The organism is Sulfuricurvum sp. (genome assembly GCF_049587615.1).
In the GTDB taxonomy this organism is placed as follows: Bacteria; Campylobacterota; Campylobacteria; order Campylobacterales; family Sulfurimonadaceae; genus Sulfuricurvum.
Genome location: NZ_JBAVEF010000043.1, coordinates 1 through 22,198 on the forward strand (window position 1 = coordinate 1; position 22,198 = coordinate 22,198).

Sequence of the window (22,198 nt, forward strand, 5' to 3'; positions counted from 1 at the left end):
AAAAAAGAGCTTTCGCAGTTGGATCGTGTCATCCAAAAACAACTCAAAGAAAAAATAATTTTGCTCGCAACCGATCCCGATAGGCTCAAAAACAATATCAAAGCATTAAAAGGGGAATACAGCGGAAAATTCCGTTTACGGGTGCGAGATTATAGAGTGATTTTTCGGATTACAGAAGAAAAAATTCTTATTACGATCATCCGTATCGGGCATCGGAAAGAGGTTTATTGAGTACCACTCGGAGAGCGGGGATCCCGTACTTGATACGGGATGACGAGAAGAAGAGAGAATCGAGTTAATTTCTATCGATTGCGTTTAAATCTTCAAACGCTACTTTTACACGATTGACTAATGTCTTTTGTCCGTCACGGAGCCATTTACGCGGATCATAATATTTTTTATTCGGTTTGTCTTCCCCTTCTGGGTTTCCGATTTGTCCTTGGAGATAATCTTTGTATTTCTCGTAATAATCTTTGACCCCTTCCCAGGTTGCCCATTGGGTATCGGTATCGATGTTCATTTTGATGACGCCGTAGCTGATCGCTTCACGGATCTCTTCGAGACTTGAGCCTGAACCGCCATGGAAAACGAAGTTGACGGGTTTAGCGGAAGCGGTTTTGAATTTCTCTTGGATGTATTTTTGAGAATTATTTAAAATAATAGGAGTCAGGACGACATTCCCCGGTTTATAGACACCGTGTACATTTCCGAAGGATGCAGCGATCGTAAAGCGGTTGCTCACGGCGCTTAATTTTTCGTAAGCGTAGGCAACCTCTTCGGGTTGGGTGTAAAGGAGGGCGTTATCGATGTTGGTGTTATCGACACCGTCTTCTTCTCCTCCGGTAACACCGAGTTCGATCTCCAGTGTCATCCCGATTTTATCCATACGTTTCATATACTGAACACAGGTTGCGACGTTTTCTTCGAGAGACTCTTCGGAGAGATCGAGCATGTGAGAGCTAAAGAGGGGTTTACCATGTTCGGCAAAGTGTTTTTCTCCCGCATCGAGCAGGGCATCGATCCAAGGCAATAGATGGCGTGCCGCATGGTCGGTGTGCAAGATAACCGGAATTCCATATGCTTCCGCCATCATGTGTGTATGTATAGCTCCGCTGATGGCACCGGCAATGGCCGCTTTTTCATTTTCGTTGCTGAGCCCTTTTCCCGCATAATAGCTGGCTCCGCCATTGGAAAACTGGATAATAACAGGAGAGTTTACCAGTTTTGCCGCTTCTAAAACAGCATTAATGGAATCGGTTCCTACGACATTGACCGCAGGAAGTGCAAATCCCTCTTGCTTGGCAATTTCAAAAAGTTTTTGAACATCATCACCAAAAATCACTCCCGGCTTCATCACTTCTAAAATGTTTACGGACATCACTTTACCCCACAGTTAAAATAGACGATATTATATCCTTAGAGCAATAATGATAGAATTAAAAAAAAGGGGAATTGTATTGGTGCGTTTTGGTTTTTTACTTTTGCTTGGATACGGGATAGTGTTTGGCGCATCCTCTTCACCGCTCCTGTTCGAGCCGCTTGCCGAACCGCTTCAAAAAAGTACGGTCTCAATTGAAAAATTGAGTCAAGCACCGGTAATGGAACCCAATAAAAATATATTACGAAATTTTTTGAGCCGTGTTGATGTAACTTTGAGTATCGGCAAAGAGCTCGGCGCTGCAAAAGAGGTTGATAAAGAGCTTTTGGACGTCTATCTGAAAGAATTGAGGGAGTTGTCACGAACGAAAGAGGCGATTGATATCCTTTATCGCAAATCGTTAAATGCAGCAATGGATCAGTCAGACAAAAAAAGTTTCGAAGCGCTGATCTCGGCTCCCATGGACCCACTCTATCATCCCCGAATCCGTTCTGAAGTGATCGCGTTTTACCGAAAAAACTATCCCAATCACTCTATTAAAAGTATCGAAGCCCTCTGTGATGAGCAGGCTTTGGAGCAAAAAAGCATCCAAATCGCCATTGAGCAAGAGCAGGCATATGAAGAACATTTACGTATTTTAAAACGTTCGGAAGTCTCCGGTGTTAAAAAAACGGCACAAATCGGTTCACGAAACAGTGTCATTTTAAGTTCCGAATCCAATGGGGCGGGGGGATACGAGTTTGAAGTAGAAAATCTCAACCCCTATAGAGTGACATTGAGTATCGATTTCGAGTCGCTTAGTAATCTTAAACCTTCTGCCAGACTCCCTTTGTTTATCGAAGTCCCCGGAAGAAGTAAAAAAAAAGTGTTAGAGCTCTCTCGCCTCTCATCTGCAGCAAGAGTCGATTATCGCTCCTCATATGGATGGGTAAGAGGTTCTGCTTTTGCGGTTCATCAAGATGATTATCTCTATAAACTTCCTTTTTATAAAGGGAGTAACGTCAATGTTTCTCAAGGCTACCATGGGGATACATCGCATAAAGGGCTCTCGGCGTATGCGGTCGATTTTCCGGTTCCGGTAGGAACACCGATTTATGCAGCGCGCGAGGGGACAGTCGTAGGAGCGGACGGGAGCAGTAATTATGGCGGTGCAAGTCCGGAATATCGTAAATATGCCAATTACGTGATTATTGAACATAGTGATGGGACCATGGGAAATTACTACCATTTAAAGCAAGGAGGAGCTGTTGCAAAAATCGGACAAAAAGTTGTTAAAGGCGATCTCATTGGTTACTCAGGAAATACGGGATACAGTAGCGGTCCGCATCTGCATTTTAGTGTCAGCAAAGTTGATCCGATTTCGATGCGCCGGCCAATGAATTTGCCAATTAAAATGCAAACGCTTCAAGGAATTGTACTTTCGCCGCGTAAAGGGGACCGATATACGGTACAATAATTCCACAGATTTTAACAAGGGTTTTAATATGTTCAATACGGTCAAATCTAAAATAATTTTTTCGACGTTGCTTTTCAGCTTTATGGGATTAGGGGCGATTTATTGGTATTTAACAACTACCTTTCACGATTTTTCGAATGAGACGGCCAAACGCTCTCTCACTATGCTCAGTCAATCGATTTTTCAAACACTGACCGGAAGTATGTTGGCCGGAGATCCGGCTGTAGTAGCCGAAGCGATCGCAAAAGCCCAAAAAATCGAAGGGATTGAAGGGTTAAAAGTGGAAAAATCCCAAGCCGTGATCGATCTGCTTGCGCCGGATGCCAAATTTACCGATGAGCCGTTAATCCGTGAAATTTTTAAGAATCAACAGCCTCAAGTGATTGAAAATACAAATGGCATGCACACGATTCGCCTACTCCAGCCGCTCATTGCAGAAGATCGATGTCTTGCGTGTCATACCAACGTTCAAAGCGGAGATGTTTTAGGAGTGATGGATCTGGTGATCTCATTGGAAAAAAATGATGCCGAAATTAGTAAAACTGAAACGATCTTGCTGATAGCTTTGAGTATTGTTGTCATCGTCTTTGTTTCCGTATTGAATATTTTCTTTGGCAGAGAGGTTTTGAACCCTCTTGAAGGACTCCGTAATCGTATCGGTGCATTGGTGAGCGGAGATAAAGATTTAACCAAACGTCTTGAAGTGACCAAAAAAGATGAATTTTCCGAAGCTGCATTGGCTGTGAATAACTTTGTCTCGATGGTACAAGAGACGGTTAATGAAGTCAAAGATCTAGGACGTCAAAACTCGATGATTGCGACGACGATTACCGATGCAACCCGAACGATTTCTGAGGGGGTAGAGCAGGAACGACTCATTGTTGAAGCGACAACACAAAAAAGTCATTCCATCAAAGCGATATTGTCTGAAGCCATTGCGATATCGGAACAAACGCAACGAAATGTTGCGAATGCCAATGGAGAACTGGTAACAGCGAAAGATGCACTCTCCAGGTTGGTAGGGGAAGTGGAAGGATATATCGAAACAGAGCATGAAATGTCGTCGCAGCTGGTTTCACTTCGCAATGACGCAGATCAAGTTAAAAATGTATTGGGCGTTATTAAAGATATCGCCGATCAAACGAACCTTTTAGCTCTCAATGCCGCGATTGAAGCGGCTCGTGCCGGTGAACATGGACGCGGGTTTGCAGTTGTTGCCGATGAGGTACGAAAGTTGGCTGAGCGAACCCAAAAAAGTTTGAGTGAAATCGAAATCAGTGTCGGTACGATTGTCCAAGCGATTAATGATGTGAGCGACAAGATGGGAGAGAATGCCAAAAATATGAATGAACTGACACTGATTTCCAATGAAGTCGAAGAGAAAATTTCGGCGACTTCTTCAGAGATGGAACGTTCCGTGGCCGTAGCTGAACGTTCCTATAACGACTCGATTGAAGTTGTCGGACACATTGAATGGATCATTGAAAAAATTTCACAGATTAATGTTGTCTCTGAATCGAATCGAAAAAGTGTAGAATACATTCAGAACGATTCCAAACAGTTGGTGCACGTGGCACAATCCCTTTCTGCCCGCATCAATGAATTTAAGAGCTAAAGACGGTCAGCCAAAGTGCGTTTTGCGAGGTTGATCGTACCCGGTGAAGGGTATGTTTTGGGATCAAGCAATAATCTCCGGACCGAAGGGTCACGTGAAGAGTATTAATTTCAAGTTCAGCTTCTCCGTTTAAAAGGATTACCCACTCATCTTGCGCTTGATCGTACATTTCTCCGGGTGTTTTAAGCCAGGATCGGATCGATTCGATTTTAAGAGAATCGTTTTGAAAAAGGGTTGTAAACATTTCTGTGTTTTCTGTCGGCTCGTTTTGGCAATATAGGTTGTTAATGGGGATCAAGAAGCACTCCTAAGTTAACGCATGATATGATTACGCCATTATAAACCAAGAGTAGAGAATTCATGAAAAACATCGTTCTAATCGGTTTTATGGGTGTCGGAAAAGGTTCAATCGCACGTGAGATTGTCAAACAATCAGATTTGGTTGCGCTGGATACGGATGACATTATCGAGAGCATGGAAAATCGCCGCATCAAAAAAATCTTTGCCGAAGAGGGAGAAGAGTACTTTCGCGCATTGGAGCGTAAAGTTGCTCAATGGCTTCAAAAAGAGGTCAAAGGGACGCTGATCTCGACGGGGGGCGGTTTTTTTAAAGTACCGAATCTTTCCAAAATCGGAACGGTGGTCTATCTTTCTGCCCCGTTCGATACCATTTACAACCGGATTTTGGCGCATCCTGATGCCAAAAAAAAGCTGCGTAAGCGCCCTTTGTTTCAGGACATCGAAAAAGCCCGGAACCTTTATGAAGAACGTTCCGGACTCTATAAAAAAGCGGCTGATATGATTATTGATGTGAGTGGTAAAGAGATCAGTGATATCGCCAAAGAGATCCTCAAAAAGGTAAAATAAGTATGGTAAAAATCGTTTTTATAGCGCTGCTTTCAGCACTTTCTTTATTGGGTGCGGATGTTAAATGGGAAAAAGAGCTCTCTGCCGCGGTTGAACGAGCTGTGAAGGAGCAAAAACCGCTAATGGTTCTTGTAACGAAAAACGGATGCAGATGGTGTGATGTTTTAAAGGAAAAAACCCTTAAAGAGCCCAAAATCGTCGGAATATTGAATCGCGATTTTGTTGCCTATGAAGGAGTGGTAGACGCAGGAACGGTTCCCCAATCGTTGATGACACGCGGGACACCCGCAACGTGGTTTATCAAAGGCAAATCACCGATGTTTGAACCGATTATGGGTGCGGTTGAGAGTGATGATTTTTTAAAAGCACTTGATATTGTTAAACAAGAGTATAAAAAAAGCGCGACGCAAAAGTAAAAAAGGATAGTTTATGACCCTTATTCATACCAATGAACCCAATTTCAATATCGTTTTCAGCGAACTTTTAGGGCGCGGAAAGATGGATATGGAACACGTATCCTCAATTGTTAAAGGACTGATTGATGAGATTCGTTTGGAAGACGATGCGGCATTGATACGCCATATTGCCAAATTCGATCGATGGAATCCCTCAAGCGGAGCCGATTTGCACATTGATGCAGGGGAAATGAAAAGAGCGTATGAGGCATTGGACCCGGCCCTTAAAGCCTCGTTGCATTTAGCCTATGATCGAATCCGGGTTTACCACGAAAAGCAGCTTCCTAAAAGTTGGTTCGATACCGAAGCGAACGGAACGATTTTAGGACAAAAAGTGACTCCGGTCGATCGCGCTGGGCTTTATATCCCCGGGGGGAAAGCAGCGTATCCGAGTTCACTGCTGATGAACGTTATCCCGGCACAAGTGGCAGGAGTAGAACATATTGTTGTTACTACGCCGACTCCTGATAATGAACCGAATGAACTTCTTTTGGCGGCATGCCATTTGTGTGGGGTGAGTGAGGTGTTCAAAGTAGGCGGCGCGAGTGCCATCGCTGCAATGGCGTACGGTACGGCAACGATCCCTAAAGTGGACGTCATTACCGGACCGGGGAATATTTTTGTTGCTACCGCGAAAAAAATGGTCTTCGGTGAGGTAAATATCGATATGATCGCAGGTCCGAGTGAGATCGGGGTCTTGGCGGACGATTCGGCTAATCCGGTTCATATCGCGATCGATTTACTCTCCCAGGCAGAACATGATGAGATGGCAAGCTCTATATTGATTACCCCGTCACAAAAATTTGCGGATGCTTGTGCAGTCGAGATCGAAAATTGGCTGAAAAAACTTCCCCGTGAAGAGATCGCTCGTAAATCGATTGAGGAGCGTGCGGCGATCATTGTCACCGAAACGATGGAAGAGGCAGTACGTTTGATGAATGAGATCGCCCCCGAACATCTCGAAGTGGCAACGGACAACCCATTTGCCCTTCTCCCCTCCATTAAACATGCGGGGGCAATATTTTTGGGGCACTATACCCCTGAAGCGATCGGTGATTATGTTGCAGGGCCGAACCATACCCTCCCTACGGGTGGGACAGCGAAGTTTTACTCACCGCTTGGGGTTGAGAACTTTATGAAAAAATCCTCCATCATCTCATTTTCCCGTCAAGCAATCAATGAAATTGGCGAAGCATGTGCCCTTATCGCCCATACGGAAGGGCTGGGTGCACATGAAGCATCGGTTCGCTGCCGACTCGATTAATGTAATGCACTGCAGGAACAAAGTCCCTACAGTGGCAGGGACAAATCTCCCTTGCAACCGCCTAAAGCTACCCGTATCTTTCGGATACGGGAGAAGTTAAATTAAGCTCTTCAATTTTTATTTATTTCCCTGTGCGGGAAAGATTTCCAAATGGTTACATATCAAAAAGTTATAGCAAAAATGAGTTGCCTTTTAGTTTTAGTTAAACCTTATTTGGCTACTATCAACCCAGCAGAAATGCCGTTAAATGCCTGTAATCACGGCAACAAATTAAGATTATTCATGTTGCTTATGACATGAATGGCGCTCACGTGAATTAGGAATAAGGAGAATATATGCAATTAGGTTTCTTGGTAGACCTTCGCCTTTGTATGGGGTGTAAGGGCTGTGAGATCGCCTGTAAAGTGGAGAATGAAGTTCCGCTTAGTACATGGCGTCTACGTGTCAAATATGTTGATGTAGGGACATTCCCGGAGACTAAGCGGACATTTACGCCGCTTCGTTGTAACCATTGTGCGAATGCACCGTGTGAACGTATTTGTCCGGTAAGTGCATTGCACTATCTTGAGAACGGTATCGTCAACATTGATAAAGAGCGTTGTATCGGATGTGCGGGGTGTGTTATGGCATGTCCTTACGGAGCTATTTACATCGATCCGCAAACGCAAACAGCCGACAAATGTACCTACTGTGCACACCGTATTGCAAGTGCAATGATGCCATCGTGTGTTGTTGCTTGTCCGGTAGAAGCAAATATTTTTGGGGATTTGGATGATCCGATGTCGAACATCAGTAAATACATTCAATCGCACCAAGGAAATGTTCAAGTACGTAAACCGGAAAAAGGGACAGATCCACACCACTATTATGTCGGCGGCGGTAATGTAACCTTAAATCCTTTGGCATCATTCCGTGGTGAAGGTCATAACCTATTCAACAATCTTACTCATCTCCCAGTAGGAGGGCACCACTAATGGCACATGAAATGATTGCTGCAACAAATGCAATAGTAACGCTTGACGTTGCTCTTCCGAGTATCGTTTGGGGCTGGATTATTACGATGAATATGTGGGCAAAAAGTATCGGTACCGGTATTATTTTTCTTACTTTTTATCTATTGAAAAAACATCCGGAACAAACCGGATTTATCCGATTTCCGGCTGTAGTCGTCTCCATCGTATTTATCCATATTTTCTTGTTCTTTACAGTCATCGATTTACATCAAATGTTCCGCTTCTGGCACATTTTCTTTTATCCGCATTTGACATCGGCGATTACGATCGGTGCATGGATGGCAACAGTATTTGTGGGTCTTTTATTAGCTATGGCATATTTCATTTATATGCACCCTAGAAAAGATAAAGAGATGTATGACAAGTTACTTGGATGGACAGTAGTTCTTGCTGTTCCGGTCACTTTGTATACTGCGGGGCTAATGGCGCAGTCAACGGCACGTGAGTTGTGGCAAATGCCGACGGAATCGGCACAAATGATTTTGGCAGCATTGTTGGCAGGTTCGGCAACCATGATTCTTCTCGGCGGAAACAAATTTTCCAATGACGTTAAAAAAGATTTAGCAGTTGTTCTAGGGCTTGCGGCAGCAGCAGCATTTATCCTTTATATGGCAGAAATCATTTTTGGACCGATGAAAGCGGAAGAGGTTGCAGCGGTTCTCCATTATATCAAAGGGGGCGAATACACAATCATGTTCTGGATCGGTCAGGTGATGGCGTTTATCGTACCGATGATCCTTGTATGCTTGAGTATTAAAAATCAGTCGTACTATTTACTGAAAATTGCTGCAGTGTCAGCATTGATCGGTTTGTGGGTGAGCAAACACGTTTGGCTCGTTATTCCACAATTGTTACCAATGAGCTAAAGAGGATTAATCATGATGTATTTAGAAAGTAGAAGAACATTTTTAAAAGGGACCGCGCTTACAGTAGCGGGTGCCGCTATCGCAAAGGGTGTATTTTCAACGGATGCTGCGGCTGAGTCAGTTAAGCAAAGTAAATTCACCAATACTCCGGACAGCCTTTCATTTTATCCACCGTTGGATCAGTGGAATCAGTTTCAAGAGCTTGACGGTGTAGACTGGAAGCGCGGCGGTATCGATCGTCATGGTGTACAGAGCGAAGAGAATCCGGATGGTATCTATGTCAATGATTACATGATCGTTCCGACAGCATGTTCGAACTGTGAAGCTTCTTGCGGTTTGACGGCTTGGATTGACAAAAAAACCTTCACGGTTAAAAAATACATGGGGAATCCCCTTCACCCGGGTTCACGCGGACGCAACTGTGCCAAAGGGTATGCGGTTCAATCGCAAATGTACGATCCGGATCGTATCCCGTTTCCATTGAAACGTGCTCCGGGTTCTAAGCGCGGAGAGGGTAAATGGATCCGTACGACATGGGATGAAGCGATGTCCACCATCGGTAAAAAGATGGGGGATACGATTCGCAAAGGGGATCTCCTCTCTAAAAAATCGGTCATGTACCATGTCGGTCGCCCGAATGAGAATGGATTTGTTCCACAAGTATGGGAAACATTGGGGCTTGATTCGTACAACTCCCATACCAATATCTGTTCGTCAAACGGGCGTACACCGACCATTTGGACAGCAAACGATGACCGTACGAGTCCAGACTGGGCAAATGCAAAACTCATTTTCTTGAACTCTTCTCACGCTGCGGATGCAGGACACTATTTTGCACAATCGGCAGCCTTTATTGCCGATGCTCGCAAAAAAGGTGCGAAGATGGTCGTTATGGACCCTCGTATGTCAAACTCTGCGGGGATGTCCGATCTTTGGATCGCGGCATGGCCGGGAACCGAAGCGGCGATTTATCTCTATTTGGCCAACCGTATTTTGAATGAAAATATGGTCGATAAAAAATTCGTCAAAAAATGGTTCAACTGGGAAACGTTGATGAACGATTCCGAGCATCTGAATTTTATGGTTGAAAAAGGGCAAATTAGCAAGCTTCCTGCCGGAAGTGATTTTGAGAGCTATCTTGAACTTCTTAAAGATATGTATTCACCGTATACCCTTGATTATACGGTGAAAGAGACGCATGTACCGGCGTACAAACTTGAACAGCTTTACGATATGTTTATTTGGGCGGGGGATGCAATCTCTACCTATATCTGGCGTGCAACAGCTGCGGGTAACCGTGGTGGTTGGATGTCTGGACGTGCGGCGTATTTCGCAATCGGTCTTCGCGGAGCTATCGGAACAGAGGGGGGAACTTTCTTTCATCACTGGCACGTTATTTCTGTCTCAGGTAAGGGTGGAAGCGCTACGGTAGGACAAGGAGTTTCCGGTGCAGATGTACCGAAAGTTCAAGCCTACAATGAGCTTACATGGCCACCAGAATGGCCGTTGTCAACATATGAAATGTCCTATCTTCTTCCGCATCTCCTTACAGATAAAGAGTGGCAGAAAAAATGGAATGATCGTGGATTGACGGTGCCGAGTAAGCTTGCGGTTTATATCCCTCGTATGTACAATCCGGTCTGGATCAATCCGGACGGTTTCCGTTGGATCGAAGTGTTGAAAAACGAAGAAATCATGGAACTTACGATGAACCTTTCTCCAGTATGGTCAGAGACCAACTGGTATATGGACTATGTTCTTCCTGTCGGTCTCGCGGGTGAACGCCATGACCAACACTCTGAAGCGACCTTCCCGGCACGATGGACAACATTCCGTCAGCCGGTATTACGTGTAGCTTTGGAAAAATCGGGATGGAAAGCGAAAAATCCTGCCCGTGCTACCCTCGAAGCCCACATTAAAGCGGGTTTAGGTGAAGTATGGGAAGAGAATGAGTTTTGGTTCCAACTCTGTACTGATTTTATCGATCCGGACGGAAGCCTAGGAATAAAAAAAATGTGGGAATCTAAACGTCATCCGGGCAAACCGGTTACTATTTCCGAGTGGTACGATGCGGCGTTTGGGGATAATTTGCCAAAACTTAAAGAGACGGCAACCAATGATCCACGCTATATAAATGATGAGTTCCCGGTTTACTCCTATCTTCGTGATCACGGTGTCTGGATGGAAGAGGATAAAATCTACCATGCGATGGAACGTGAGCTCAAATTTGAAGAGGGTGAAGTCATTTCACACGGCCATAAATTTGATGCTGGATCGATGAGCGTCGGTGCGGGTGGAATTATCAAAGCCCTCGATCATCATGGCAAAGAAAAAAGCATTGGTGTTGAGATCGACGGTAAAAAAATGGAAGGGTTTGCAACTCTGACCAAAAAACTCGAATTCTTTACCCAATGGGCAACCGATTGGAAGTGGAGAGAGTACGCTATGCCGTTCTACCCTCGTAATGATGAGGAGAAAGCGGAGATGGTTCATATCGTATCGCATGTCAATCACATGTATATGAAAGAGGAGAACTCGTTTGCGTTGAACACCGTTTTCCGTTTGCCATATAATATTCATACCCGTTCGGCAAACTCGAAACATTTGATGGAGATCAGTCAAAACCATGACCCGATCTGGATCAGTACGGGAGATGCAAAACGTCTTGGATTCAAGCGTGGCGATGCTATCCGCGTGAAAATCGTGGATACCGTTTCAGGACTCGAGAGCGGCCATTTCGTCGCGATGGCGGTTCCGACGGAGGGTGTCCTTCCGGGAACACTAGCGTGTTCACACCATGGCGGACGTTGGAAACTTACCAATGCGGTTACGATTCCAAACGGCGTAACCGATGGTAAAGTAGCACCGGGTGCTGCACCGCGTGATTTGGGGAACAAAGAGTTCCTAAAAGAATCTCCGGTGAATGTCGGTAAAGATGGTGCTCAATCCATTATCGACGACTATGAAGGGACAACGGGTCTTAACAGCTTTGGGGTTCCGGTTGCCGAGATCCAAATGGATGGAAAAGTGGGTAAACTCAAATACGTTGAGGGGATTAAACCTTTCCACACAGAGCGTTTCGGTGAGTATAATCGTGACTCCGGTAACGTATGGTGGGATGGACTCTCCGGTTCATGGCAAAATGCCGTTGCAGCTCCTCATCCAGACCCAGTATCCGGTATGCACTGCTGGCACCATAAAGTTCTTCTTGAACCGGCACAAGCGGGTGATAAAATCGGGGATATTTTCGTAAACTACGACAATAACCTCAAAGTGTATCAAGCATGGAGAGATCAATTGTCTCGCGGGTTGGATTCAAATTCAACCCTTCGACGTCCTCGCCATATCAAACGTCCATGGGTCAACCTCGACCCATCGGTATACGATGTAAGTATCAAGTCGTAAGACTTGATACCCCCTTATAACTTACCCTCCTTATGCGCTTTTCAGCCGTATAAGCTACAATCACGCTACTTTATTAAAGGTCATTTGAATGGATGAAATTATCGCACGCAGTAATTTATATGCGTTATTATCACGAATATTACTCCAAGAGTTGGATGTAGAGCGTTTAGAAATACTCCGAAGTGACGAAACAGTGTTAGAGTTTATGCCACACTGGAGAGACTGGGAACCACGTAAAGGGACTGAAGCACAAAAGCTTTTGGAAGAGTATTTGAATCCTGATTTTACCAACCTCTCACTGTTGCATTTGGTCCCCTATGAGACCTTTTACACGCGCCCTGATCAAATGATCGAGACCGGTGGAGCTAATCCGGTTACTGATATTTACAGTGCGTATGATTTTTTAGTCGATTATGAAGTAGCTCGTGTCGTATCATCCGATCACATCGGTATTGAGATGGAGTTTATGCACCATTTGTGTGAAGCACAGCTGAAAGCATTCGAAGAATCCGATCATGAAGCAGTACAAGAACTGATCAATGTTCAGCATAATTTTTTAAATTCCCATTTATTAAAATGGGCACCGATGTATCTGATCAATATGAAATATGAGTCACGTACTCCACTTTATTACGATACGGCAGAAATGGCATTGGAATTTATCCTCTCCGATAACGAAACATTGAGTGCTTTGGTAGCAGCGTGAGTCTTTTACAGCTATCACCGGCACGATGCGTCCGAGCACTGAGTGTCAATTCGATTTGTTCTCACTGTGCGGATATTTGCCCGACACAGGCTATTACTTTATCGGGACGACTCCCTTCTATCAATCACTCCCTTTGTGTCGGTTGTGCAGGATGTGTAGCGGTATGTCCGAGTGAAGCATTAGCGTTGGATGATTTTAGTCCGACGGAGTTTTTCTTTAGTTTTGCATCAGAAGAGGGAGATTGGGTATCGTGCCAAAAGAATGTTCCGTGCATCGCCGCTCTCTCAGTCGAGCATTTAATCTCGTTGTGCAGTCTTAAACAAGGGTTGGTTCTGGATACCGGACATTGCAGCAATTGCGATATCGGTCATAAAGTACTGGAAGTGATGGATGAGCGAATTCAGAGTGCTAATTATCTACTCGAAGCAATAGAGGTTGAGAGCAGAGTCGTGAGTGAAGAAATCGCCTACAGTAGTGGAGAGATGGAAGAGCCTAAAGATCGGAGAGATTTTTTTAAAACCTTTCATCTAAGAGGGATTGCAAAAGCTCGGCACGATTTTGAAAAAGAGATACAAAGCACCACCGATGAATTTGTTGAAGCGATCATTGACAGCTCTCATACGCAAGAACTTAGGGCGAAAAAAATCACCGATCGACGAAAACTCTTTTTTACGGCATTGAAAAGGGCAGAGAAACCATCACAGTTTCATGTTGTAGATGCTCAGATGATAGCTTTTACATCTCAGAAAATCATGGATGAGAGTAAATGTACTGCTTGTCAAATGTGTTATCGTATTTGTCCTACGGCAGCATTAACCTCTGATATGCGTAATTCGAAGATCGATTTTGACCCCTTTTTATGTGTTAAATGTCATCTCTGTCATGACGTGTGTGAGAGTGATGCGCTTAGTTTATCGACTTCGTATAATCTTACAGAGTGGTTTGAACCGAAAGTTCAGAATCTTATTACCTTTTCGGTACGTAGATGCGATGAATGTGACGCTCTTTTTAGCTCGGTCGGAGGGGAAAAGATTTGTCGCCGCTGTCGGAACGAAGAGGAAGAAGCATTGGAATTGTGGGGATTGAATAAATGATGAACAATGATAATAGTATTACAACGGCTACAAAACTTTATGGCTATATTGCCGAAAATGCGCATAGCAGTCGCTTCTCAGTCACTCTGAATAAGCTTTATAAAGAGAACGGGATTGATGCAATGATGATCCCGATGAATATCCGCCTCGATGATGTTGCCTTTACAATATCACAAATGCGCAGCTCCAAGCTAAGTGGTGCTGTCATATCGTGTGAATATCAAGAAGAGGCTCTCTCTTTGGTGGATGAAGCCTCCGAAATAGCCCAAGAGAACGGCTATTGCGATTGTATTATGATACGTGAGGGAAAATTGATCGGTGATCTGATTATGACGAGAGCATTAGAACGCTATGCGGATAGAGACGATTTTGTGGATGATGTCGCGATGCGTTCCATGTGTCACTATTTTTACGATTTAACTACAGGAGAATAAAAAATGAAAGCAAACGATTTTAGCGATTTAAAAGCCGAATTTGATGCATTTGTACGGGAAAAATGCGATAGTGGAACGTGTGAACCCGAACATCAAGAAAACGACCCGGACAATGAACCGGTTCCAAGCTTTGTCGATGAATTGGCGGATAAACTGTTAGCACCGTATCACAGCGGTGTCTATTTTTCACGCCTGGATATCAAACGGGTAGCTGAAGCGATCGATGAATCGATCCCAATTAAAGAGCGTAAAAAAATGATCAAAGCCCTTTTCCGTCATACGACATCAAAAACATATTTACAATCAGCTTTTGATGAATTTAATCGCCATTTCGGGGGACGAATCCTCATTTATCAAGAGCTCTCGGAGGCATTCCCTGCTTCAAAAGTACTATTTGATGAAAATATAGATAAAATAAAAAAGACACAAAAAATGTTGGATCAGATCGTTAATGATTTTGAAGAGATTGAACCGACGGATGAGCCGATGATGGTTTAACGTTATCTCAAGACGAAGGGGTAATATGAGTTTTAAACTTCGTGCACAACTGATTATTGCCCTGGTTGTTATTGCCGTATCCTCTACATTTACCTTTTTTCATATTTCAAATGAGAGACGTTATGCGTCTGAACGTTCTGAGCGTTCTTCTGAAAATGTGAAAATGGCGTTCGATTCGATGGTGAGAGATACCGAACATTTTTACACCTTTCGAGCGTATGCCAATGTCCGCTCAGAAGGGGTTATCGAAGCGATCAAAAAGCGTGATACCGAAACCCTTTACCGCTTAACTCTCCCTCGATACAAAACCTTACACGAAGAAAATCCCTTATTATCCATTATGCAATTTCATGCGTCTGATGGGCGCTCAATTTTGCGTATGCACCGCAAAGAGCAGTTCGGAGATAATATCGCTTTGCGTCGTCCAATGCTTCGAGCCGTTCACTCGACCCGTAAAATGGTCAGCGGTTTCGAAGGGGGGGTCGGTGGGATAGCATTTCGTATTATCATGCCTGTTTTCGATAAAGAGGAGTACGTGGGTGCTTTAGAATTTGGTATAGATACGCCATTTTTTGTAGATAAAATCAAGCAAATTACCGGATCGGAAAGTATTTTACTCATTCATGAAAATGTATTGGGTGCAGCCGATAAATCACAGTATGCAGAAGGGATAGGTGAATATCGCTACGCTTCCATTACGGAAGGGCAAAAGGGTTATATGCGGGCTTTTATGGATAAAAATCCGAGGATGGAATCCAAAAATATTCGGATTGACAGCAAAGATTACGAAATCAACCCTCTTTTTTTACATGATTCGGAAGGGAAAAAAGTTGGAGCAGTCATATGTATTAATGATGTGACCGGAGGATATCAAAACAGTGTCGAAGCGGTGGTTGGCAGTATTGTTTTGACGGCAATTTTACTCATCTTATTTTGGAGCCTTTTCGAATATGCTTTTGGTTCATTAATCGGAAAATTAAATTTGCAAGAACGCTATATTAAAACCATTTTAAACTCTCAGAAAAATATTGTTGTAGTAACCGACGGCAAAAAAATTATTTATGCAAATCTCGCTTTTTTTGATTATTTCGGATACGCAACACTGGATAACTTTCTCTCTGAACATTCATGTATTTGTGATTTTTTCGAGTCGGGCGAATCCAATGAATATTTACAATCGAACATGGATGGAATGTTGTGGACGGAGTATTTGTTACGCTACAGTTCTTTGGAACACAAAGTAAAAATGTGTGTAGCGGGAAAAACGTCCATTTTCACGGTTAATTCACAAAAGATGACCTATGACGATCAAATACGCCATGTCGTTGTTTTCACGGACATTACCAAACTCAATGAACTGGCGACACAGGATGTGCTGACCCAGGTTGCAAACCGCTTTCAATTTGATAAAGTATTAGAGCATTCCATTACCCTCTCTCAACGTTATGGACGTGCTCTATCGATGATGTTAATTGACATCGATCATTTTAAAGAGGTGAATGACACGTATGGACATTTAATCGGTGATGAGGTCTTGAAAAAACTAGCGCACATTTTAACAAAAGGGATTCGTAAAAGCGATATCGTAGCCCGTTGGGGAGGGGAAGAGTTTGTCATTTTACTCCCCGACAGTGAATTATCAGCGGCGGAGAAGTTGGCAGAAACCCTTCGACTTAAAATTGCTGAGAGTGATTTTAAGCCCATTATCCAAGTGACATGTTCAATTGGTGTAGTTCAATGGAATCAGGGAGAAAGTTCGGATCATTTTCTGAAGCGTGTTGATGAAAAACTCTATCTAGCCAAAGAGAGTGGAAGGAACTGTGTTGTTTGTTAAGAAATCCTGATTTTAGGATGATGAATGGGAAAAATTTGACTTTATGACGTTTTTTTAAAATTTTTTCACCTTTAAAAATACTATTTGGCATAAATATGGATAAAATAAGAGAAACACAAAGAATATTGGATCCGGTTATCTAAGATTTGGAAAATGAGAATTCATGAGTTTCAAAAGACGTATACAATTATCGATAACATTACTCATCCTTGCGGTTTCAACGATTTTAACAATGTATTTTCTCTACCATCAAGAGAAAATAGCACAAGAGAAAGCTCTTGATTCGTCTCAAAATATTAAGAGTGTATACGATTCTATCCGAAAGGATTTAGAAAATTTTTATATTTATCGAGCTTACGCCAACCTCCGTTCTCCAGGGGTGAAGGAAGCGATGATTGCACGTGATCCGCAGAAACTTTATGACCTTTCTTTTAGCCGGTATACGACCCTTCGGGAAGAAAATCCCCATCTAATCGTTATGCAGTTTCATGCTCCGGATGGAAAATCCATACTTCGAATGCATCGAAAAGAGATCTTCGGTGACGATATTGCTTCACGTCGTCCACTTTTAAAAAGGACACATAGAACACAAACTGTACATACCGGATTTGAGGGGGGGATCGAAGGTATTGCGTATCGCATAGTGGTACCATTAATGGATAAAAACAGGTATATCGGTGCACTTGAATTTGGGCTTGATCCCGATACAATTATCAGTAAACTGATCCAGACTACGAAAATGGAAACCCTTTTCATGATTCATGAAAGTCGCATGGCCGCGGCTAATAATGAGAAATATCAAACCCAATACAGCGGATACCGATTTTCGCATTTAAGCCCCTCCCAGAAACCCTTAATTGAAGAGTTTGTCAAAGAGAACCCTGCATTAAATCAGCGCATTGTTCATTATAATGGGAAAGATTACGATGTGATCCCTATCAATCTGGTTAGTAATGACGGAAAACCGATTGGGTTGTTTTTGTGTTTCAATGATATTTCAAGAGGGTATTTAGAGATAACTGAGGTTATTTTGGAGAGTTTGATAGTGACTCTTTTGATAATTCTAATATTATTAGGGATTATTGAATATGTGTTTAAACGTATGACGAAAAAAATGGTCTATCAGGAGGCGTATACGTCTACTATTTTGAATTCTCAAAAAAATATGATTGTTGTCATGGATAATGGGAAAATTATTTATGCAAACAATGCTTTTTTTGATTATTTCCATTACCGCTCCCTCGATGAATTTCGTAAAAATCACCAATGTATATGCGACTTATTTGAAACAGCGGAAACGGAAACCTATCTCCAGCCGGAGATGGAAGGGCTGAGATGGACCGAATACATTTTAGCCCATAAAGAACGGGAACATCGAGCGAGAATGACCGTTAGCGGCAAAACGTCCACCTTTATTATCGATGTGCAGATGATGGAATACGAAGATGCCCTGCGCTATGTTGTCGTATTTAATGACATTACGAATCTCAACAATTTAGCAACATTGGATCGACTGACTCAAATATCCAATCGCTTTGAATTTGACAAAATTTTGGGACATTCGATAGAGGTTGCTCGGCGATATCAACGGTCGTTTTCTATTCTTTTACTCGATATTGACCATTTTAAATCGGTCAACGATACGTTTGGCCATTTGGTAGGGGATGAAGTTCTAAAAGTCTTCAGTGATCTGCTGCGGAAGCAAATTCGTCAAAGTGATGTTGTGGCTCGGTGGGGCGGGGAGGAATTTATCATCCTTCTTCCGGATACCCCTTTGCCCTCCGCCATTAAAATGGCAGAGGCATTACGGCAGCGTATCGAAATAAATCCTTTTGATACGGTTGGTAGCTTAACCTGTTCAATCGGTGTAGCTGAATTCAACGGCATTGAAGAAGCGGATGATTTATTGCATCGGGCTGACGAGAAACTCTATAGAGCAAAACACAGCGGGCGTAATCGGGTGATGGCTTAAGAGGCTGATAATTTGTTATCCGACAAAGCGATATCCGACTCCCGTCTCTGTGATGATCCATTTCGGACGGGCAGGATCGGTTTCGATCTTTTGACGGAGTTGATTGATAAAAACACGTAAATAATGTGTTTCCTGCTGATACCCGACTCCCCAGATCGCTTTAAGCAGCCAAGAATGGGTGAGGGCTTTTCCCTGATTCTCCATAAAAACGCGGAGGAGTTTAAACTCTTTTGGGGTCAATTTGATGAGCTCATCCGCTATCGTTACAATGCGATTGGCAATATCCATACGCATTTCTCCAATGATTAAAATCGGAGATCTCTCTTGTGCGGGAGGGACACGGCGCAGGTTTGCGTTGATGCGGGCGATGAGTTCATCGGTGTTGAACGGTTTGGTGACATAGTCATCGGCTCCGGCATTAAGGGCGGCTATTTTATCAAACTCATCATGGATTGCAGAGACAACAATGACGGGAGTTTGTTCATCTTCACGATAGCGCTCCAAAAATTTCACACCGCTCATATCGGGTAATCCCAAATCGAGCAAAATCAAATGAAAATGCTCATCGGCTCCTTTTTTCAATCCCTCTTTCGCTGTTGATGCTGTCTCCGTTATAAATCCCGCAAAGGCTAAGGTCATTGCCAATAACCGACGTATAGAGGCATCATCATCCACGATCAAAATACGCGGTGTCATGATTCGCTCCGAAGCGTTACACGAACGCAAAACCGGTCATTTTCCAATGTGATAGCTAACGTTCCGCCATGTACTTCGATGATGTTTTGTGAGAGCCGCAACCCGATCCCTGAACCCGGTTTGCCTTCGGAATTATCGAGGCGACCGGGAGTATTCCCGAGGGTGGCGATCGTATCGGCTGAGGGGAGATCTCCGTTGTTGCAGATCAGCAAAGTGATTTCATTAAATGCCGAGGTGATTTCCACACTCACCTCGTCACCGTATTTAAACGCGTTATCGAGCAGATTGCCTATGGCGAGATGAAGTAAGGCGATATCGGCGCTGAGGGGGGGGATATCGGGTGAAAAGGTGAGTTTAGCCTGTCGTTTCCAATCATTCTCAGCGATGGCTAGTGCCGAAGAGACTACATCATCCAGTCTAAGCATCGTTTTATTCAGAGGTGTTTTTCCTTCGCGAAACCGTGCATTGACCAGCAGATTATCGATCACTTTTTCCATACGGCGTGACCCCTCGACGATGGTTTGAATCATCTCACTTTTATCTTTCTCTTCGAGGGTGAATTGCGGATTGGATAGATTACCGGCGGCTCCCCGTATCAGGGTGAGCGGAGTTCGCAGTTCGTGAGAGAGGAGATCGATCAAACTTTTTTGCATCGTTTCGACGACTTTGTTCTCTTTAAACCCATTAGTTATCAGCCCCAAAATCGGGCCCGTCATGATGGTTGTGACGAGCGCCATAACGACAAACATCGTAAAAAGTTCTGTGGAGAGTATCCCCATCTCATATCCGATATTGAGGACTACCAGCTCCATCAGCCCCCGTGTGTTCATGAGTATCCCCAGAGCAAACGAGTCTCGCCAGCTAAATCCCATGTATTTAGAGGCTAGGGCACTTCCGAACAGTTTACCGAACACCGCAATTACGATGATTCCTCCGCAGATCAGCCATGCATCCGCGCTGTTGAGTAAACCGATTTCACTGCGCAATCCCGTCAGGGCGAAAAAGAGGGGCAATAATACCAAAAGGCTGACGTATTCCAAACGCGGTGCAATGAGTTCTTTGAGTCTCGACACTGCTGATGAGGGCATCATCGCCCCCGCCATAAATGCACCGAACAGCGCATGTACCCCGATCGCCTCGGTGGCAAGAGACGAGAGAAGGAGCAAGACGATAATAAACGACATCCCGTTCATACTGAGCCGTTCACTCTGAGCCTGTCCGATTTTGGCTAGGAGGGGACGCACACCATAAAACATGACCATCACATACAAGGCGATCAGGAGTAATAAAACGAAGGAAGAAGCGAGTGATCCTGAAATGGAAAAGGCGATAATCAGAGCTAAAATATACCATGCCGTAATATCATCGGCGGCGGCGCAGGTGATTGCCATCGACCCGTAACGGGTGTCACTGAGGTTTTTCTCTTTGATAATCCGAGCCAGTACGGGAAATGCGGTAATGCTCATCGCGATACCGATAAAAAGGGCAAAAGGGATAAAGGTGATGTTTTTAGGGGCGAAGATCGGATAGAGCCAGTAGGCTAACGCCACCCCTAAGAAAAAGGGGAAGATGATACTGACATGACTGATAAATACCGAAGCGCTCGATTGTTTTTTCATTTTATCGAAATCCAGTTCCATCCCCACGACAAACATAAAAAAGATTAACCCGAGCTGACTGATGAGATGGAGATTGCCGAGTGACTCTTTGGGAAAGAGTGTTGTGAACAGATCGGGAAACAAAGCCCCTAACAACGACGGTCCGAGGATAATACCCGCCAAAATCTCACCCACGACCGTCGGCTGAGCGACAAAGGAGACCAGATAGCCAAACAGCCGTGTGACGATCATGATAACGATAAACTGGATTAGCAACAAGGGGAGAGGATGGTGGAGCTGCTTGAGAAAGGTATCACTGATCGTTGTCGGTATCGAAGGGGCTATGGCCTCAGAGAATAGAGGGTTTTCTAACAAACTGCCGTAATGGAGAATTCCCGCAATGGCGATCCCGAAGAAAAGGATCAATGCCACATAGATTAAAAGTGTCTTTTTCATGCGGAAAGTGTAGCGTAGATCGTGTCAGGAAAGTATCAATTTAAAAATGTGCTCTTAATGTAGAGCTAATCAGAGTCATTGACTGATTAACCCACTTATTAATACAATTTGCCAAAGTATTGCGGAAGTGATACCGGCGGCAAATCCTGCGATAATATCATCTCCCATCACGCCAAGTCCCCCTTTGGCTTCCCGATCGATTCGACCGATGATCGAGGGTTTCTTGATATCGTAGAATCGGAAAAAGAGGAAACTAAGGATAATTTGAAAAGCAATTCCATTCTCCCATTGCATCAATGCTGCCATATCAAATCCGATACCAGGAGCGATCGAGAGGGCAAACCACAAACCAACGAGTTCATCAATAACAATTCTTTGGTCATCATGGTTGTTGGATGCGGCTTCATAAGCGTTGATACTTTTAATCGCGATTAGCGTGATCAGCAATGCGGCGAGAAAAAGAGTTTGAGGGCCAAAATACAAGAGAATGGCAAGCCCTAATGGGAGGGATGCGAGGGTACCCATCGTTCCGGGGGCTTTGGGGAAAAGACCGCTGTATCCGACGGTGAGAAAAAACCAATTCATTCGTTT

The 22,198-nt window shown here is 43.9% G+C and carries 20 protein-coding genes; 15 read left to right on the forward strand and 5 right to left on the reverse strand.

The window, feature by feature from the left end; translation table 11 throughout:
- Positions 1 to 231, forward strand: a 231-nt coding sequence (locus WB308_RS07410; protein WP_424190479.1) for a type II toxin-antitoxin system RelE family toxin, incomplete at its 5' end; no start/stop codon positions are given.
- Between the two features lie 64 nt (positions 232 to 295).
- Here the strand turns inward: WB308_RS07410 and fbaA are convergent.
- Entirely contained in the window at positions 296 to 1,378 is a 1,083-nt protein-coding gene (fbaA, locus tag WB308_RS07415) for a class II fructose-bisphosphate aldolase (protein WP_424190481.1), read from the reverse strand.
- Positions 1,379 to 1,460: 82 nt separating this feature from the next.
- Here fbaA and WB308_RS07420 point away from each other — a divergent pair, with 82 nt between their 5' ends.
- Together WB308_RS07420 and WB308_RS07425 are read left to right on the forward strand one after the other, a co-directional pair.
- A complete protein-coding gene (locus WB308_RS07420; protein WP_424190530.1) occupies positions 1,461 to 2,834 on the forward strand; it encodes a M23 family metallopeptidase in 1,374 nt (457 codons plus the stop codon).
- A gap of 28 nt (positions 2,835 to 2,862) precedes the next feature.
- Entirely contained in the window at positions 2,863 to 4,449 is a 1,587-nt protein-coding gene (locus WB308_RS07425) for a methyl-accepting chemotaxis protein (protein WP_424190483.1), read from the forward strand.
- On the opposite strand, the gene WB308_RS07430 is transcribed toward WB308_RS07425, so the two are convergent.
- Positions 4,439 to 4,693 (reverse strand): cupin domain-containing protein, encoded by a 255-nt coding sequence (locus WB308_RS07430; RefSeq protein ID WP_424190485.1) that lies wholly within the window; start codon positions 4,691 to 4,693, stop codon positions 4,439 to 4,441. The two genes, WB308_RS07425 and WB308_RS07430, sit on opposite strands and share 11 nt — an antisense overlap.
- 116 nt (positions 4,694 to 4,809) lie before the next feature.
- Here WB308_RS07430 and WB308_RS07435 point away from each other — a divergent pair, with 116 nt between their 5' ends.
- The 12 genes from WB308_RS07435 to WB308_RS07490 all read left to right on the forward strand — a co-directional run bounded on the left by WB308_RS07435 (position 4,810) and on the right by WB308_RS07490 (position 18,857).
- Positions 4,810 to 5,316, forward strand: a complete 507-nt coding sequence (locus WB308_RS07435; protein WP_424190487.1) for a shikimate kinase — start codon at positions 4,810 to 4,812, stop codon at positions 5,314 to 5,316.
- Between the two features lie 2 nt (positions 5,317 to 5,318).
- Complete coding sequence (locus WB308_RS07440; RefSeq protein ID WP_424190489.1) at positions 5,319 to 5,732, forward strand: DUF255 domain-containing protein; 414 nt, start codon at positions 5,319 to 5,321, stop codon at positions 5,730 to 5,732.
- Positions 5,733 to 5,745: 13 nt separating this feature from the next.
- The gene (hisD, locus tag WB308_RS07445; protein WP_424190491.1) at positions 5,746 to 7,035 is read left to right on the forward strand and encodes a histidinol dehydrogenase; all 1,290 of its coding nucleotides are present in this window, start codon (positions 5,746 to 5,748) and stop codon (positions 7,033 to 7,035) included.
- A 335-nt stretch (positions 7,036 to 7,370) separates the two neighbouring features.
- The gene (locus WB308_RS07450; protein ID WP_424190493.1) at positions 7,371 to 8,009 is read left to right on the forward strand and encodes a 4Fe-4S dicluster domain-containing protein; all 639 of its coding nucleotides are present in this window, start codon (positions 7,371 to 7,373) and stop codon (positions 8,007 to 8,009) included.
- Entirely contained in the window at positions 8,009 to 8,914 is a 906-nt protein-coding gene (nrfD, locus tag WB308_RS07455; protein WP_424190495.1) for an NrfD/PsrC family molybdoenzyme membrane anchor subunit, read from the forward strand. The genes WB308_RS07450 and nrfD overlap by 1 nt, the downstream gene beginning before the upstream one ends.
- 15 nt (positions 8,915 to 8,929) lie before the next feature.
- Positions 8,930 to 12,319 (forward strand): molybdopterin-dependent oxidoreductase, encoded by a 3,390-nt coding sequence (locus WB308_RS07460; RefSeq protein WP_424190532.1) that lies wholly within the window; start codon positions 8,930 to 8,932, stop codon positions 12,317 to 12,319.
- An 88-nt stretch (positions 12,320 to 12,407) separates the two neighbouring features.
- Positions 12,408 to 13,025: a TorD/DmsD family molecular chaperone gene (locus WB308_RS07465; RefSeq protein WP_424190497.1), complete on the forward strand. Its 618-nt coding sequence runs from the start codon at positions 12,408 to 12,410 to the stop codon at positions 13,023 to 13,025.
- Complete coding sequence (locus WB308_RS07470; RefSeq protein ID WP_424190499.1) at positions 13,022 to 14,119, forward strand: 4Fe-4S binding protein; 1,098 nt, start codon at positions 13,022 to 13,024, stop codon at positions 14,117 to 14,119. Before WB308_RS07465 ends, WB308_RS07470 begins: the two co-directional genes overlap by 4 nt.
- Entirely contained in the window at positions 14,116 to 14,553 is a 438-nt protein-coding gene (locus tag WB308_RS07475; RefSeq protein WP_424190501.1) for a hypothetical protein, read from the forward strand. Before WB308_RS07470 ends, WB308_RS07475 begins: the two co-directional genes overlap by 4 nt.
- Positions 14,554 to 14,556: 3 nt before the next feature.
- Entirely contained in the window at positions 14,557 to 15,051 is a 495-nt protein-coding gene (locus WB308_RS07480; protein ID WP_424190503.1) for a hypothetical protein, read from the forward strand.
- A gap of 25 nt (positions 15,052 to 15,076) precedes the next feature.
- A complete protein-coding gene (locus WB308_RS07485; RefSeq protein ID WP_424190505.1) occupies positions 15,077 to 16,885 on the forward strand; it encodes a diguanylate cyclase in 1,809 nt (602 codons plus the stop codon).
- Between the two features lie 163 nt (positions 16,886 to 17,048).
- Positions 17,049 to 18,857 carry a diguanylate cyclase gene (locus tag WB308_RS07490; protein ID WP_424190508.1) on the forward strand — a complete coding sequence of 603 codons (1,809 nt, stop codon included), beginning with the start codon at positions 17,049 to 17,051 and terminating at the stop codon, positions 18,855 to 18,857.
- A gap of 15 nt (positions 18,858 to 18,872) precedes the next feature.
- Here the strand turns inward: WB308_RS07490 and WB308_RS07495 are convergent, their stop codons facing one another.
- The 3 genes from WB308_RS07495 to WB308_RS07505 all read right to left on the reverse strand — a co-directional run bounded on the left by WB308_RS07495 (position 18,873) and on the right by WB308_RS07505 (position 22,192).
- Positions 18,873 to 19,553 (reverse strand): response regulator, encoded by a 681-nt coding sequence (locus WB308_RS07495; RefSeq protein WP_424190510.1) that lies wholly within the window; start codon positions 19,551 to 19,553, stop codon positions 18,873 to 18,875.
- Complete coding sequence (locus tag WB308_RS07500) at positions 19,550 to 21,607, reverse strand: cation:proton antiporter (RefSeq protein WP_424190512.1); 2,058 nt, start codon at positions 21,605 to 21,607, stop codon at positions 19,550 to 19,552. Before WB308_RS07500 ends, WB308_RS07495 begins: the two co-directional genes overlap by 4 nt.
- A gap of 75 nt (positions 21,608 to 21,682) precedes the next feature.
- Positions 21,683 to 22,192: a phosphatidylglycerophosphatase A family protein gene (locus tag WB308_RS07505; RefSeq protein ID WP_424190514.1), complete on the reverse strand. Its 510-nt coding sequence runs from the start codon at positions 22,190 to 22,192 to the stop codon at positions 21,683 to 21,685.
- Between the last annotated feature and the right edge of the window lie 6 nt (positions 22,193 to 22,198).

Bases quoted from the DNA above. Each gene is read 5' to 3' on its own strand.
- fbaA (WP_424190481.1), bottom strand. From the start codon at position 1,378: ATGTCCGTAAACATTTTAGAAGTGATGAAGCCGGGAGTGATTTTTGGT.
- WB308_RS07425 (WP_424190483.1), top strand. From the start codon at position 2,863: ATGTTCAATACGGTCAAATCTAAAATAATTTTTTCGACGTTGCTTTTC.
- WB308_RS07430 (WP_424190485.1), bottom strand. From the start codon at position 4,693: ATGTTTACAACCCTTTTTCAAAACGATTCTCTTAAAATCGAATCGATC.
- WB308_RS07435 (WP_424190487.1), top strand. From the start codon at position 4,810: ATGAAAAACATCGTTCTAATCGGTTTTATGGGTGTCGGAAAAGGTTCA.
- WB308_RS07440 (WP_424190489.1), top strand. From the start codon at position 5,319: ATGGTAAAAATCGTTTTTATAGCGCTGCTTTCAGCACTTTCTTTATTG.
- hisD (WP_424190491.1), top strand. From the start codon at position 5,746: ATGACCCTTATTCATACCAATGAACCCAATTTCAATATCGTTTTCAGC.
- WB308_RS07450 (WP_424190493.1), top strand. From the start codon at position 7,371: ATGCAATTAGGTTTCTTGGTAGACCTTCGCCTTTGTATGGGGTGTAAG.
- nrfD (WP_424190495.1), top strand. From the start codon at position 8,009: ATGGCACATGAAATGATTGCTGCAACAAATGCAATAGTAACGCTTGAC.
- WB308_RS07460 (WP_424190532.1), top strand. From the start codon at position 8,930: ATGTATTTAGAAAGTAGAAGAACATTTTTAAAAGGGACCGCGCTTACA.
- WB308_RS07465 (WP_424190497.1), top strand. From the start codon at position 12,408: ATGGATGAAATTATCGCACGCAGTAATTTATATGCGTTATTATCACGA.
- WB308_RS07475 (WP_424190501.1), top strand. From the start codon at position 14,116: ATGATGAACAATGATAATAGTATTACAACGGCTACAAAACTTTATGGC.
- WB308_RS07480 (WP_424190503.1), top strand. From the start codon at position 14,557: ATGAAAGCAAACGATTTTAGCGATTTAAAAGCCGAATTTGATGCATTT.
- WB308_RS07485 (WP_424190505.1), top strand. From the start codon at position 15,077: ATGAGTTTTAAACTTCGTGCACAACTGATTATTGCCCTGGTTGTTATT.
- WB308_RS07490 (WP_424190508.1), top strand. From the start codon at position 17,049: ATGAGTTTCAAAAGACGTATACAATTATCGATAACATTACTCATCCTT.
- WB308_RS07495 (WP_424190510.1), bottom strand. From the start codon at position 19,553: ATGACACCGCGTATTTTGATCGTGGATGATGATGCCTCTATACGTCGG.
- WB308_RS07500 (WP_424190512.1), bottom strand. From the start codon at position 21,607: ATGAAAAAGACACTTTTAATCTATGTGGCATTGATCCTTTTCTTCGGG.
- WB308_RS07505 (WP_424190514.1), bottom strand. From the start codon at position 22,192: ATGAATTGGTTTTTTCTCACCGTCGGATACAGCGGTCTTTTCCCCAAA.